Annotated in this window: 17 protein-coding genes and 1 pseudogene; 12 read left to right on the forward strand and 6 right to left on the reverse strand. The window is 40.4% G+C overall.

What is annotated here, in order from left to right; translation table 11 throughout:
- Positions 1–4: 4 nt before the first annotated feature.
- On the forward strand, positions 5–1,150 hold the full coding sequence (locus ECA1_RS08675) for an ABC transporter permease (protein WP_060792251.1): 1,146 nt from the start codon (positions 5–7) through the stop codon (positions 1,148–1,150).
- The gene (locus ECA1_RS08680; protein WP_010749441.1) at positions 1,137–2,309 is read left to right on the forward strand and encodes an ABC transporter permease; all 1,173 of its coding nucleotides are present in this window, start codon (positions 1,137–1,139) and stop codon (positions 2,307–2,309) included. Before ECA1_RS08675 ends, ECA1_RS08680 begins: the two co-directional genes overlap by 14 nt.
- Before the next feature lie 53 nt (positions 2,310–2,362).
- Here ECA1_RS08680 and ECA1_RS08685 read toward each other — a convergent pair whose 3' ends face one another.
- Positions 2,363–3,334 carry a diacylglycerol/lipid kinase family protein gene (locus ECA1_RS08685; RefSeq protein WP_060792252.1) on the reverse strand — a complete coding sequence of 324 codons (972 nt, stop codon included), beginning with the start codon at positions 3,332–3,334 and terminating at the stop codon, positions 2,363–2,365.
- Positions 3,335–3,979: 645 nt separating this feature from the next.
- Here ECA1_RS08685 and bsh point away from each other — a divergent pair.
- The gene (bsh, locus tag ECA1_RS08690; protein ID WP_060792253.1) at positions 3,980–4,954 is read left to right on the forward strand and encodes a choloylglycine hydrolase; all 975 of its coding nucleotides are present in this window, start codon (positions 3,980–3,982) and stop codon (positions 4,952–4,954) included.
- A gap of 60 nt (positions 4,955–5,014) precedes the next feature.
- Here bsh and ECA1_RS08695 read toward each other — a convergent pair whose 3' ends face one another.
- On the reverse strand, positions 5,015–5,542 hold the full coding sequence (locus tag ECA1_RS08695) for an FUSC family protein (RefSeq protein WP_060792254.1): 528 nt from the start codon (positions 5,540–5,542) through the stop codon (positions 5,015–5,017).
- A 390-nt stretch (positions 5,543–5,932) separates the two neighbouring features.
- Here ECA1_RS08695 and ECA1_RS17825 point away from each other — a divergent pair.
- Positions 5,933–6,406 (forward strand): annotated as a pseudogene (locus ECA1_RS17825) (hypothetical protein); the annotation flags it as partial.
- The gene (locus ECA1_RS18070) at positions 6,389–6,631 is read left to right on the forward strand and encodes a sunset domain-containing protein (RefSeq protein ID WP_434056708.1); all 243 of its coding nucleotides are present in this window, start codon (positions 6,389–6,391) and stop codon (positions 6,629–6,631) included. The pseudogene ECA1_RS17825 and the gene ECA1_RS18070, both read left to right, overlap by 18 nt.
- 174 nt (positions 6,632–6,805) lie before the next feature.
- Here the strand turns inward: ECA1_RS18070 and ECA1_RS08705 are convergent, their stop codons facing one another.
- Positions 6,806–7,255, reverse strand: coding sequence for a hypothetical protein (locus ECA1_RS08705; protein WP_060792255.1), 450 nt, complete (start codon positions 7,253–7,255; stop codon positions 6,806–6,808).
- A 505-nt stretch (positions 7,256–7,760) separates the two neighbouring features.
- Between ECA1_RS08705 and ECA1_RS08710 the strand changes: the two genes are divergently transcribed.
- Complete coding sequence (locus ECA1_RS08710; RefSeq protein WP_005229760.1) at positions 7,761–8,270, forward strand: QueT transporter family protein; 510 nt, start codon at positions 7,761–7,763, stop codon at positions 8,268–8,270.
- 84 nt (positions 8,271–8,354) lie between these two features.
- Here the strand turns inward: ECA1_RS08710 and cbpA are convergent, their stop codons facing one another.
- Positions 8,355–8,993 (reverse strand): cyclic di-AMP binding protein CbpA, encoded by a 639-nt coding sequence (gene cbpA / locus ECA1_RS08715; RefSeq protein WP_005229762.1) that lies wholly within the window; start codon positions 8,991–8,993, stop codon positions 8,355–8,357.
- Between the two features lie 155 nt (positions 8,994–9,148).
- Between cbpA and rpmG the strand changes: the two genes are divergently transcribed.
- The 5 genes from rpmG to ECA1_RS17460 all read left to right on the forward strand — a co-directional run bounded on the left by rpmG (position 9,149) and on the right by ECA1_RS17460 (position 11,934).
- Entirely contained in the window at positions 9,149–9,301 is a 153-nt protein-coding gene (rpmG, locus tag ECA1_RS08720) for a 50S ribosomal protein L33 (RefSeq protein ID WP_005229764.1), read from the forward strand.
- A gap of 12 nt (positions 9,302–9,313) precedes the next feature.
- On the forward strand, positions 9,314–9,484 hold the full coding sequence (gene secE / locus ECA1_RS08725) for a preprotein translocase subunit SecE (protein WP_005229766.1): 171 nt from the start codon (positions 9,314–9,316) through the stop codon (positions 9,482–9,484).
- A gap of 118 nt (positions 9,485–9,602) precedes the next feature.
- The gene (gene nusG / locus ECA1_RS08730; RefSeq protein WP_005229769.1) at positions 9,603–10,145 is read left to right on the forward strand and encodes a transcription termination/antitermination protein NusG; all 543 of its coding nucleotides are present in this window, start codon (positions 9,603–9,605) and stop codon (positions 10,143–10,145) included.
- Positions 10,146–10,273: 128 nt separating this feature from the next.
- Entirely contained in the window at positions 10,274–11,764 is a 1,491-nt protein-coding gene (locus tag ECA1_RS08735; protein WP_060792256.1) for a DUF1576 domain-containing protein, read from the forward strand.
- The gene (locus tag ECA1_RS17460; protein ID WP_153883781.1) at positions 11,755–11,934 is read left to right on the forward strand and encodes a hypothetical protein; all 180 of its coding nucleotides are present in this window, start codon (positions 11,755–11,757) and stop codon (positions 11,932–11,934) included. Before ECA1_RS08735 ends, ECA1_RS17460 begins: the two co-directional genes overlap by 10 nt.
- Here ECA1_RS17460 and sdaAA read toward each other — a convergent pair.
- Both sdaAA and sdaAB read right to left on the reverse strand, forming a co-directional pair.
- Complete coding sequence (sdaAA, locus tag ECA1_RS08740) at positions 11,917–12,789, reverse strand: L-serine ammonia-lyase, iron-sulfur-dependent, subunit alpha (protein WP_010749448.1); 873 nt, start codon at positions 12,787–12,789, stop codon at positions 11,917–11,919. The two genes, ECA1_RS17460 and sdaAA, sit on opposite strands and share 18 nt — an antisense overlap.
- Positions 12,790–12,803: 14 nt before the next feature.
- Positions 12,804–13,469 (reverse strand): L-serine ammonia-lyase, iron-sulfur-dependent subunit beta, encoded by a 666-nt coding sequence (sdaAB, locus tag ECA1_RS08745; protein ID WP_005229781.1) that lies wholly within the window; start codon positions 13,467–13,469, stop codon positions 12,804–12,806.
- A gap of 320 nt (positions 13,470–13,789) precedes the next feature.
- Between sdaAB and rplK the strand changes: the two genes are divergently transcribed.
- Positions 13,790–14,212, forward strand: coding sequence for a 50S ribosomal protein L11 (rplK, locus tag ECA1_RS08750; RefSeq protein ID WP_005229787.1), 423 nt, complete (start codon positions 13,790–13,792; stop codon positions 14,210–14,212).
- Positions 14,213–14,297 lie beyond the last annotated feature (85 nt).

Genomic DNA, 14,297 nt, shown 5'->3' on the forward strand with positions numbered 1-14,297 from the left:
CACAATGTTTTGGCATTTTTATAAATACCGCACAAAAGTGTTGCTGCGAAATAAATCCATGCTGTTTTGGACGTTGGCGTTTCCTATCCTCTTAGGTCTAATGTTTATGGCTGCCTTCTGGGAGATCGATCAAGCGGGCAATCTAGAAACGATCACAACGGGGATCGTAAAGACTGGAGATCAATCAGCGCTTTCGGAAAATTTTTCCACCGTCCTTGAACAAGTAAAAATCAATGAAAAACCATTATTTGAACTCGAGGAATTACAAGAGGCAGAGGCAGCTGAGAAGCTGACTGCCGGTGATTTAGCTGGGTATTATCTGATTGATGATGAAACCATTTCTCTGCATGTGGGCCAAGCGGGCATGAGCCAGTCGTTGATGAAAAATGTAATGGATCAATTTTTACAACGCACAGCAATCATTGCTAGTAAAGCGGCAGAACTTGAGAGCCTTGATCTGGCACCAATTCTATCGGCTTTTGAGCAGGAAGCGACTTTTCAAGAAGTGAATGCTGATCGTGACATGAGTTTCAAAAGTTTCTATTTCTTTACGTTGATCGGGATGGCGATCCTCTACGGGACGATGTGGGGTGTCCGCAATGTCCAGGATCAGCAAGCCAATCAATCCGCGAATGGTATTCGGCTTTCCTTGATACCAAGGAAACGGACATTGGTTTCAAGTGCGAATTTAGCGGCAAGTTTTACGATTGTGTTAGTCGAAATCTATCTTATCTTAGCCGTCTTTCGTTTTGTCTATCAAGTAGACTTCGGCGAACGTTGGCAGTGGTTACTGCTGGTTGCCGCATTAGGATCATTGTGTGCGATTTTGCTAGGGACATTGATTGGGAATCTGACACCAAAAATGAATTTGGTGCAAAAGGACGGAATTTTGGTCTCCGTGACGATGGCAATGAGCTTTTTTGCCGGGATGATGGGCTCGGAACAAATCAAGTATTGGCTTGATCTGCATGTGCCACTGTTGGGGCAAGTGAATCTCGTCAATTTGATCAGTGAAAGCCTGTATCAATTGTACTACTATACAGATTTGACTAGCTTTTATACCAATCTTCTATGGCTGACTGGCTTTATCGTCCTATTTGCCATCGGGAATGCTTGGATCGAAAGAGGGGTGCGCTATGACGCTTTATAAAACGATTTGGACTTTGCTTAAAGCAAATAAGTCGAACTTACTGATTGGGGTATTGATCACTGTTGTTGTCACATTCTTTTATGCACAAAGCATCGATGTCGAAAACACCTCTTTGCAAGAGGCAAAAATTGCTTTGATCAGTGAGGAGGAGTCGCCTGTCGTGGATGGTCTCCGAGCCTATTTAAAAGAAAAGCAAACCTTGGTCACGTTGGATGGCACCTCGCAAAAAGAAATTGATGATGCGCTTTATTTTAATCGTGTAAACATTGTCTTGCATGTGCCAGCAGATTTCACTTATCAAGTTGAGGCAGGCAAGATGCCGACGATCGAGATTCAAAGTCGACCCGATGCCTTTTCTAAAACAGTCGTCACTCAGCAAGTGAACACTTTTTTACAAACAGTCCTTTTGTTTCAGGAGGAAGGCAAAACCGTCGCAGCGGCGATAGAACAAGCGCAATCTGCACTAGCGGTCACAGGGGATGTGAAGCTGAGTGCAGAGTATGGGCAGCGAATGAAAAAACTGTTGACTGGCATGACCTTTAACTTATTGTCTTATGGGCTCTTTCTCTCGGTATTTAGCGGGTTTGGTGTGATCAACTTGGCATTCAATCGCAAAGAAATCAGCAAGCGAAACCAGAGTGCACCACTTCCGAAGCGTGTATTGCAGCGGAAAATCCTTCTAAGTTTGATCAGCTACTCGCTACTCTTGACCTTCGGCTTTCTACTACTGATGGTGTTATTAGTGATTCGCACGTCTTGGGATACAGCAGCCTGGTACCACATTTTGAATACGTTCTTGTTTTTATTGCCAGTTATCAGCTTTTCAGCTTGTGTCACTTCCCTGGTGAAAAACTCAGAAGCAATCGGTGGGATCAGCAATATCTTCATAACAGGAAGTTGTTTTGTCGGTGGTGTCTTTGTATCCGCGAATTTCCTGCCAGATATCGTCAATAAAATTGCAGCGTTTACGCCAACCTATTGGTTTGTACAAAACAATACATTGATCAGTGAAACCCTCACTTATAATCAAGCGTTCACAGAATCTTTTTGGTTCAATGGCTTCGTACTAGTTGCTTTTGCTGCCGTATTTTCAATGCTCCAATTTATTTTGGGAAGAGAAGGAAGCCGTCGTTGGCAATACCATTCGGCGAAAAATTAATGATCGAACGGATAGAAAAACGATACAAATCAGCAGCGATTTGTATCGTTTTTTTATGGGCACCAGAATAATTGTGAAGCCGTGGTAAAGGTAATATCAAAGGGGCGTTGCCCCATTTCCTCGCCATCTTCTTGTCCATGTTGAGGAACGGGGGAGATGATTCTCAGCTTCGAAGTGGAAAGATGGTGAAAGTAACGTGAATTCATGTGTTTCTTTCGCATCAGTAAGCCGATCAGCCAAAAAATCTTAAAAAGCGACACACGTTCGACAAGAACGAAATCAAACTTTTTCTCTTTGACTGAAGCGGTTGGAGCAATCGCCACACCGCCGCCAAAGTAAGGATGATTGGTCGTGGTACATAAAAAAGCTTTTTTGTAACTGAACTGCTGCCCATTGCACTCAACTAAGATCGGGAAGCCTTTTTGGCGAAACAAAACCCGAATAATCGCAGCGATATAGGAAAAGGAGCCAAGATTAAACTTATTTAGATTGCTTTTTGCCACAGAGTGATTGGTGGTATAGACGATTGCCGCATCAAGACCAATTCCGACATTATTAAGAGCAATGCCATTTTCTTCTTGGATCTGCTCCTCATAACGGATAATGGTCAATTCTTGAGGCTTAGTAGTACCAGCAATTTTCCAAAATGCTTTTTCTGGTTCCCGCGGCAACTCGATACTCCGAGCAAAATCATTTCCTGAACCAGCAGGGATATAGGCAACGGGGATTTGTTGTTGTTCAAGTTGTAACTCTGAAACTACTTGGTGCAACGTTCCATCACCGCCGATAACCACCAATAATGGATAAAGCATCTCGCCGTTTTCTAAATAGACCTCATCCCAAGGAATGAGGCGCTCTTTTAAGAGTTTTCGTGTAATCGTTCGTTCATCACCTGGAGACTTTGTTAAATAGACTTGATGGGGGAAACGATGTTTTTTTACGATTTTTTGCACACGTTCCACCGCTTTTTTTCCTCGTCCACTGCCTGAGACAGGGTTCACGAGGAAGTGATAATAATAGTTCATTTTATGAATAGCTCCATATCGTTTTTTCGTTCAATGCGATTAATTATAGCATGTTTCGACAGAAGGAGGGGGGACGATGCCTGAAAAAAAGAGCAAAAAAATAGATTCGACGATTGTGCTTTCTAGGTTCTCAAAGGTTCTTATGTCCACTTTGATCCTCAGGTAACGATGCCCATCGCCGAATCCTATTCAATTAGTAAGGAGTAACTCAAATTCCCACATCCTTTGTCTTTTATTCTAAGTTGACAACAATTCTTTTCTTGCAGAACCTGCTTCGTCTGCTTTACTGGGAATCCTTGCTCCTTACACTTACAGTATAGCAGGTTTTCCTATTTTAGCAATCGCTTACAATGTTTACTTTGTGCATTTTAGAGAATTTTAAACTTTCTAAAGGAAAGGTAAAAATAGTAGCAACTTCCTCTTTTCGCACCAAACTCGGAAGCTGTCGTCCAAGTGTTCCCGAAGTGAGCAAGCTGTGAGAAGGCAGGCATTTAAGCTGAAATTTTTTTTTGAATTTTAGTTCATATTAAAATAATTATAAAATGTCTAATTATCTTTTTATTAATATTTCTTCCGTTTTACTTGTTAAAAAAATGCGATAGGAGTAAATTAAAGGTGTAAAAACTTATTTTAGGAGGAATTAGGATGTGTACTGCGCTAACGTATGTAACGAAGGATCATTATTTTGGCAGAAATTTTGATTACGATGTTTCTTATAAAGAAGTGGTGACCATTACTCCGAGAAATTATCAATTGAAATTTCGCAAAGTAAGTGAAATAGATCACCATTATGCGATGATCGGGATTGCTGCTGGAGTCGCTGAATACCCACTCTATTATGATGCGGTCAACGAAAAAGGCTTAGGTATCGCTGGTTTGAATTTTCCAGAAAATGCTGTATACAATGAGTTTCAAGAGGGGAAAGAAAATGTCACGCCTTTTGAATTCATCCCATGGATACTAGGACAATGCGCTACCGTGGAAGAGGCAAAAGCCCTGTTGGCGAAGGTTAATCTGGTAAAGATCAATTTTAGTGAAGAACTACCATTATCGCCATTGCATTGGATGATTGCTGATAAAAAGAGCGCCATCGTTGTTGAGAGTATGAGTGATGGTCTTCATATTCATGAAAATTCGGTCGGGGTCTTAACGAATAATCCGCCATTTGACTACCAGTTATTCAATTTGAATAACTACCGTGTGTTATCATCGAAAACACCAGAAACGCATTTTTCTGACAAGCTGGATTTTGATGAGTACAGTCGTGGAATGGGGGGCTTAGGTCTTCCAGGAGATCTTTCTTCGATGTCTCGTTTTGTCAAAGCGGCATTTACCCGATTGAATTCCGTTTCTGGAGAATCTGAATCCGAAAGCATTAGTCAGTTTTTCCATATTCTAGGTTCTGTCGAACAGCAAAAAGGACTATGTGATATTGGAAATGAAAACTATGAATACACGATTTATACTTCTTGCTGCAATACAGATAAAGGGATCTATTACTATCGTACGTATGAAAATAGTCAAATCGTTGCAGTCGATATGAATAAAGAAGATTTGGGAGGCAATGTACCGATTTCTTATCCATTAGTTGAAGACCAACAAGTATTTTTCAGTAACTGATCCATTTTTAAAACCCCATCTCAATGCCGTTTTGAGATGGGGTTCTTTTTCTGCTTTGTTTCAAACCGATTCGCTCTGACTCGGTGTTGCCTTCGTTTGTGTAGTGCGTTTATTGGGAAATGGGAAAAAGCGATTCACCAGTATGGCGATCGTCATGCCTATGAAGCTGTCAATAATCCGATTAAAGGCATACAAGTATGATTCAGTTTGAGGAATCATAAATAAAATCGTCAATAGTGTGGCACAGGCGCCAACTGTTCCCTCGGAGTAATCAAATTTGACCAATAAAGCGATCATCAACATGATCACTAAAGGGATCGCAATGATTTGTATAACGGACGAATGTCCGAAAAAGTTAAATATCGCAATACAAAACACGGAAGCGATTGCGCCAAAGCTGTTGCCGGCAATCCGATGTTTCCCGTATTTGACAGTGTTTTCATGGTCTTCTCGTAATGTGAAAACAGCTGTGATCGTCGATACAACATACGTTTCACGATTCAAAAGAAAACTAATCAAAATACATAGAAATACACTAATGCCAGTTTTTACATTTCTTAAGCCAAAGGTCAATCCAAATAATTTCAATCATGCCATCCTCTCAAAACAATTTCAACGAAATAGATTATACCATATCGCAAGCACTCATATTTTAGATTTTCAGAAAAATGAACAACGATTCTTTCATCGTGCGTTGATAGGTAAATTCTACCAGTAGTCGAAAAGCTAGTTTTATCCTATGCACTTATCAACTTTGAGTATTGAAAGGAATACAATAAGTAAACCTAACTTAAAATGAATTGATTTTCGCATTCCTCGTTTAAAGCTCCTTTCCATTTCCATGAGTGATCCTTCTTTTGATTTTTCAGTCCTGTTATCATTTATATAAGTTGTTTTGATAAAAAACTACTTATTGTTTATAAAAAGTTTGTTTTTTAGATATTATATTGAGATAATCAAAAATAAGGAGGGGATAAAATGAAAAAAGTTTCTGTATTACTTGTTTTCTTACTTGGTTTTGTTGTTTTTCCAGTGACAGTTTTCGCTGCTTCTTCACCGAGCGTGAGCTATCAAACGAATGTCCAGTCTCAAGGGTGGCAATCATGGAAAACAAACGCTCAGACGTCAGGGGCTACAGGAAAAGGGAAGCGACTTGAAGCAATCAAAATAAAAATTACAAACGAAAAATATAAAGGAAGTATTGAATATAAAACATCCATTCAGAAACAAGGATGAGAAAAATCTTTTAGAAAAAATGGTGCGCTATCTGGTACAAGCGGTAAGGGGCAACGTTTGGAAGCGATCCAAATCAAACTTACCGGTGAGATCGCTAAATACTATGATGTCTATTATCGAGTCAATGCACAACAATTTGGCTGGATGGGCTGGGCAAAAAACGGGCAGTCCTCAGGAACTTCTGGCTTTGGCTTTCAATTGGAAGCAATTCAGATTAAGCTGGTAAAAAAAGGTGGGAAAGCACCTGGAACGACGAATAATGGCTTTCGAGATGGACTGAAAAAATATGTAGATAAACGGGGCAAAGGGTTGATCAAAGGGTCAAAACAAAAGATTTATCACCTACCGGGTAGTCAATACTATAAGAAAACGACCATTCCGATTCGTATGTTCAAGACAGAGGTGGAAGCTTACAAAGAGGGCTTTCGACCAGCTAAATAGAGAAGGACTCAGTCAATGTGTACACAATCGGGCACTTGAAACTGGTTCGATCACTATAAACAATTCCTTCCCCTCAGCGGGAAAGGAGTTTTTTATTTCATAGTATTTTTTGCTAGATATGAGGATTCACAAAGTAAGTTTACTGGCTGCCCGCTTTATAGGCTGATCCTTTTTTTAGCGAGGTTTCAGCACAAAGCTACCATCTTCATCGTTCATTCCTTCAATAAATGTAAAAATAATATTTTTACCATCTCTTTCAAGGAAGAAGTAGGACATCTCAGTTTCATATTCTGGATCTTGCATCACTAGCTGATTGTCTTCAAGGGTATAGTTGTAGGTATACTCGAATTCTTCCCAGACTACCCCATCAAAAGCTACTCCAAGCTCTTCCAGTTCATCATCTTCTTCTGATTGTAGCGAGCTATTATCGGTACCAATAGTAAGATTCGTTTCACTAAATGTGGCTGTCATCACTGCATACTCACCATCATCATCTATCTCAATAAGCCAGTCATTTTTTTGTAAGTCTTCTTTTGTGATATTTTCATTACCATTACCATTTCCACAACCAACAGCTATGACCATCAGAAGGAGAGTTATTAAGTTTATCGATATTTTTTTCATTATTACACCTTTTCCTCCTTTTATTTTTGTTTATATGAGTATATTGTAACATATTTATTGCGCACCTCATTAAAGTAAAAAAATATGATTATCCATCACGTGATTTGCGACATCAATTACAAGTGCTTCTCTCCCTTCTTTTTTTAGTTTTGCTATCTGAAAGATCAGCATGACTAGCGGTACTTTTTTATTAGTAAGCGTAGGCTTTGCAAGAGTATTTCTCATTGAGTTTGCTTTCCAAAAGTATGCTTTTATTGGCAGCCAAAAATAAAAGCTACCCCATGAGCCGTGACTAGCTTGTTTAAGTAGAATGAAGAAGCACTGAATGAATGGCAATCGGTGAGAAACTTGACTTAGAAAAAGCTTTTAAGGGGATTTAGAAAAGGATTTGGCTGGTTTAACATTGATATATGGCTATTAATGTGTATAATAAGTACTTGTGCGAAGCGCACCGCGGTTCATCAACCATCCCGCGTAATCAAAACTCGGAGAAAGTAGGGATCAAATGGAAAAATCAACAAATCTAACCAATCAACGTTTGCGTGTCGTCGCAGCCAATGGGATCATTATGGCACTTTATGTTGCTGTAACGGTTCTGGTCGCACCAGTCGCCTCAGGAGCGATTCAATTCAGAATATCTGAAGGGTTGAATCACTTAGTCGTTTTCAACAGAAAATTGATGTGGGGTGTCGTCGGTGGGGTCGTTGTGTATAACTTGTTCTTTGGAATGGGGATCTTGGATGTCGTATTCGGCGGTTTCGGAAGCTTTTTAGCCTTAGGAGCAACTGCCTTGGTACATAAGAAGATTCCAAATGTTTTCTTAAGACTCGCATTTAATACAATTGTTTTTTCATTAAGCATGTTCCTGATTGCGATTATGCTAAACATCACCTTAGCATTACCTTTCTGGCCAACCTTTGCAACAACGGCATTGAGTGAATTTATCGTGATGACGATCACTGCACCTGTGATGTATATCATCAATCGTGCCGTTCGTTTCGATAAGCGCGTTTAAAAAAAATCTTGTTTTTTGCTTTGATGGTTCTCAAAAAACAAGAAAAAAGATCATTCCTTTCTTTTTTAGGAATGATCTTTTGTTTTATTCTGCTTTTAGGTCTTCGATCTCCACAACTTTGAAATTTTTTGCTTCCAGTTGAGAAACGATCTTGTCGCATAATTCTTTTGATGTGTTCGCTGGTAAAGTGATCATCGTACGACGGATAAATTCATCTTTACCGATATCCAATGTGATACAGCTGGCAATACTGCTGTATTTTGCGATTATTTTTGCGATGACTGCTAAGTCGCCTTGTTGACCAGTTGATGCGATCGTCAACACATAGCTTCCTTGCTCAACACTCCATGATTGTGACAACATGTTCAACAAAGAACTGTGTGTCAAGATGCCATAAAATTGATTGTTTTCATCTAATACAGCAATATAAGGCAATTCTTTGATCGTAAAGAAAACGTTAAAGAAAGAAGAATTGACATAAATAAATTTGGTCGCATTTTTTAGTAGATAAGTGACTGGCAAAGTCATGTCGCCGCCGTTTGCTTTGTGGCGATAAATGTGCATTTTATAAATATTTCCTCTGAAAATCTTGCCTGATTCATCTAGGATAGGCACACAACGATAACCAGATTCTTCCAAAATTGCCAGCGCTTCTTCTAAAGTAGCTGTTTCTTTTACCGTTGTTAAATCGCGTTTTTTGTAAACCATTGTTTTTAATAACATAATTTTCCCTCCCAAATACCCATTTAACACCATTATCATACCACAAAATTAGAAGAAACTATATTTTTACGACAGAAAATCAAAAATTGACACATTCTTAAATAAATGGTATTTTTAGTGTTGGAAAACTTTATAAAAAGGGGGAGGACACTAAGATGGCAACAAAAAAAGCTGCTTTGGCTTGTTCTGTCTGCGGATCCCGCAACTATTCAAAATCAGTCAGTGAAGGTAAAAAAGGCGAACGCCTTGAAATCAACAAATTTTGCAAGTATTGTAATCAATATACGTTGCATCGTGAAACGAAGTAAGGAGGGAATCAAATGAAATTTTTGAAAAATGTTGTTGAAGAAATGAAAAACGTTTCTTGGCCATCGAAAAAGCAATTACGTAAAGATACCTTTGTGGTGATTCAAACAACCATTATTTTTGCATTGATGTTCTTTGTGATGGACACACTGATTCAAACAGTCTTCAATTGGATCCTAAAGTAAGACTTCTTACTGATAGCGCTAGTCATTTATCGCAAATCATGCTATAATCGCTTTGAGGAAAAACTTCGGTGCAGCTGAGGTTTTTTTATTTTACAAAAAGATGGGGAGTCCGAAAAAAATGGAATCTTTTGAAAAAAATTGGTATGTACTGCATACGTATTCTGGCTATGAAAACAAAGTAAAAGCGAACCTAGAGTCACGTGCACAAAGCATGGGTATGGGTGATTATATTTTCCGTGTCGTCGTTCCCGAAGAAGTAGAAACAGAAGAAAAAAACGGCAAAACCAAAGAAATCGTTCATAAAACATTTCCTGGCTATGTATTAGTTGAAATGGTCATGACGGATGAATCTTGGTACGTTGTACGTAATACTCCTGGGGTAACAGGTTTCGTTGGTTCCCATGGTGCAGGAAGCAAGCCAGCGCCTTTATTACAAGAAGAAATCAATTCAATTTTACGTTCGATCGGTATGAGCACTCGGACAGTTGAACTGGAAGTAGAAATTGGCGAAACCGTCAAAATCATCGAAGGTGCGTTTTCTGGTCTAGAAGGACAAGTAGCAGAAATCGATGAAGAAAAACAAAAACTAAAAGTGAACATCGATATGTTCGGTCGTGAAACGAGTACAGAACTTGATTTTGAGCAAGTAGATAAGATTTAACTACTGGACTCACTAGCAAGAATGACTCTTTTACGGTAAAATAACAGTAATGAGAATAAAGTGGACCAATTCGTTGGCCCACTTTTTTTCTCAAAATCAGTAAGCGCTTTATAAGAGGAAGGGGTCCTATGTCAAAACTAGTCACTTTTTTTAGAGTAAAGTTTCACAATGATTTTCATCCCCATGGTAAAGGGATGATCTCTGTACATAATGGATATAGCTTGTTATTTCTTTTCAATTTGCTGCTATTTTTCTTTGCTATGTTGTTTTTTGATCCAATGGTGGCAATCGAAGAGCTCAAGTTGATTTTGTTTTCGGAAAGTCATTTAGTCACCGATTATATTGCCATGACCTCGGTAGGGACGGCTTTGTTAAATAGCAGTCTGATGACCTTTGTAGCGATCTCGATTTGCTATCACTATCGGGTACCGATCACGGGCGGTGCCGTCTCTGCGATCTTCATGGTGACTGGCTATGGCTTTTTTGGGAAAAATCTCCTGAATTTTATCCCAATATTTTTAGGCGTTCGACTGTATTCGTATTTTATGAACGAACCATTGAAAAAATTTTTGTTGATCGCCCTCTATGGGTCATCGGTTTCCCCAATCGTCAGCTATTTTGCTTTCAATGATTCCTTGCCACCATATTTTAGTCTTGTGATGGGGTATGGCATTGGGATCTTCACCGGTTTTTTGATGGTTCCTATGGCTTTATACTTTCAAGCGCTGTTTCAAAGTGTCAGTCTATACAGTGCGGGATTTACTTCAGGGATGCTATGCACACTGGTCGCTGCCATCTGCCGAATGTTTGGCTTAACGATCGAGCTAAGAACATTAGTATCTCAAGAACAGCAACCTCGATTGATTTTTATGATGCTGGTTTTAGGAGGGGTATTCGTCGGCTATGGTTTGTTGATGGCGATTAAGAAAAAACGATTGAATATGCGAGCGATTTGGTCGCATAGTGGCAAAATCGAGCGCGATATTTTAAGGGATACCGGCGTTTACAATACCATGATCAATATGGGGTTAATGACATTCTTGTTAGTGGCTTACGTTGTCAGTATTGGTGCGGTTTTAAATGGACCAGTTATCGGTGCGATCTTTTGTGTCATCGGCTTTTCTGCTTGTGGCTCTCATGTGTTTAACTCGCTGCCTTTATTGGCAGGGGTGACGATCGCCAATCTATTGAGCGTATACACCATCAACGAGACGGTTACAGTCACGTCAGCGATTTTTGCGATGATGCTCTGTGCAGTAACAAATGCCTATGGCTGGAAAGGCGGCTTGGTGGTCGGTTTTGTCCACGCCTCAATGGTACTGAATATTGATTTCTTACATGGTGGCTTGAACTTGTATAACAATGGTTTTTCTGGCGGGCTCGTCGCCATGATGATCATTCCCTTATTGGATCTCAGCAAACAGCTCTGGCAAAAATCAGCCGATCAGGCACAAGCTACCCAGGAAGAAAAACCACAAATGGACTTGAAAGCACAAGAAAGCGAGCAGCCATTGGTCACGTTGGATCAAACAGAAGGGAAACCTAAATTTTCCGAGCCTGTGAAGGTATTAAAACCCGTTGCCCAAAAGAAACACTATGGAGTAGGCGAGTGGGAGTAGAAAAACCGCCAATGTCGTTTGTTACTTGTTTAACAAGTGTGGATTACTTGTCTTTTCGTCGCTGGAAATCATGGGAAAATGAAAACCAACCAAGAACAAGCAACGATTGGTTGTTCTTGGTTGGTTTTTATTCGTGTTCGTTTCTAAAAAAATCAACGATTGGCTTCTAAGATTTCTGCCTGCAAGCGTTGGGCAGTCGGTGTCATGGCTAGACCGCCTTCAGCCGTTTCCTTGAAAATGCTAGGCATTTGGCGACCGACTTGATACATCGCTAAGACCACTTCATCAGGTGGGATAACACTTTCGATTCCTGCCAGTGCCATGTCGGCAGAGATAAAGGCTTGGGAAGATCCCAGGGCATTGCGCTTCACGCATGGGACTTCGACTAAGCCCGCGACAGGGTCACAAATCAAGCCCATCATATTTTTGAGGGTGATCGCCACCGCTTGAGCCGCTTGGTGAGGGGTGCCACCTTTTGCACAAACCAAAGCTGCCGCTGCCATTGCGCTAGCAGAACCGATCTCCGCTTGACAACCGCCTTCGGCTCCAGAAATCGAGGCATTGTTGGCAATCACTAGACCAAAGGCGCCGGCTGTAAACAAAAAGTCGACTTGTTGCGCTCGAGTCAGTGCCAAACGTTCACGTACGGCCATCAAGACACCAGAAACAACACCCGCACTACCGGCGGTCGGTGTTGCACAGATCAAGCCCATTTTCGCATTGACTTCGTTGACTGCAATGGCATTTTGGACCGCTTGTAGAATGGTTTCTCCGCTTAAAAAATCACCGGCAGCAAGGTAGTCGTTCATGCGTGTCGCATCGCCGCCGGTCAATCCCGTCACCGATTTTACACCAGCGACACCTTCAGCGACTGATTGTTCCATAACAACTAAATTCTTTTCCATGATTGCAAGGATCTGTTCGCGACTACGGCCAGTATTTTCAGCTTCGATCGCAATCATCATCTCTGCAACGGAAGGATAATTTTTACTCTCTGTTACTAATTCTTCTATTGTATAGAACATGTGCCTTTTCTCCTTTAATCAAAATACGCAGCGCTGTAAACGTGTGGCAAAACTTTGATTTGTTGCGCCAGCTGATCATTGCGCTGATCGACTTCGATGATCATGATTGCTTTATCACCGACAGCTTCTCTTGTTACGGTCATCGTACCGATATTGATTTGAGCCTCTGATAGTAAATTGGTTACTTTTGCAATCATTCCTGGAACATCTTGATGAACGATCACATAAGTTGGCGTACCCAGCGTCAGAGAAATTTTGAAGCCGTTAAGCTCTGAGATTTGAATATTACCACCACCGATCGAGATACCAGTGACAGAAAGTTTGTGGCTACCTTTTGTCAAAATCATCTTGACCATATTTGGATGTTCCGCTTTTTCTTTTTTAGGAACGAATAGGACTTCGATCCCTTTCTCATAAGCGATTTTTAAAGAGTCTGCTAGGCGAGCATCATCTGGCTCCATGCCTAAAAGACCGCCAACTAACGCAATATCGGTTCCATGACCGCGATAGGTTTTGGCAAACGATTCATACAAAAGGATATCAACACTGTCTGGCTGTTCACCAAAAATACTGCGAACGATTTTTCCGATCCGAGCCGCACCGGCTGTATGAGAACTGCTGGGACCCACCATGATGGGACCGATTATATCAAATACACTGCGGTATTTTAATTGTTCCATTTTTTTCACCTCGATAGTAGTAAACGAATAGGGAAGAATTCCAGTAGTAGTGTAGCATAAAAAAATGAGAGAATGAAAAAAGCAGACCAAAAGCAAGAGATTTTTATTTATTTTTTTATCAAAGGAAGGATGAAAAGCGTTGGTGAGTATTTTTTCAAAAAAAAAACAGCTGAAAAACCTTGAATTATTCCTTAAAGATGCTATAATATTCCAGTGTGCTTTCGTCACACGTTTTTTGTGTGTGCACATGAATCACCAAAGTGGGAGGAGAAATTTGGATCTCCAATTAACCACATCACGGACTCAAGGAGGTATGTCTCGTGGCAAAAAAAGTAGAAAAAATCGTTAAATTGCAAATTCCTGCAGGTAAAGCAACACCAGCTCCGCCGGTAGGTCCTGCGCTAGGTCAAGCGGGTATCAACATCATGGGATTCACTAAAGAATTCAATGCTCGTACAGCTGATCAAGCAGGTTTGATCATTCCAGTAGTGATCTCTGTATACGAAGACCGTTCATTTACTTTCGTTACAAAAACACCACCAGCAGCAGTATTGTTGAAAAAAGCAGCAAACGTTGAAAAAGGTTCAGGCGAACCAAACAAAACAAAAGTTGCAAAAGTTTCACGCGATCAAGTAAAAGAAATCGCTGAATTGAAAATGGAAGACCTAAACGCAGCTGACGTTGAAGCAGCAATGCGCATGGTTGAAGGAACTGCACGAAGCATGGGGATCACTGTAGAATAATTACAGCCCTAAGGAAGTAGCTTCTCAGTCGGCTTCATATTGAAAAATATGGGACACGTGGGAGGTTCTACCGTTATAACCACAT

The sequence above is a fragment of the Enterococcus casseliflavus NBRC 100478 genome (genome assembly GCF_001544095.1).
Classification (GTDB): domain Bacteria; phylum Bacillota; class Bacilli; order Lactobacillales; family Enterococcaceae; genus Enterococcus_D; species Enterococcus_D casseliflavus.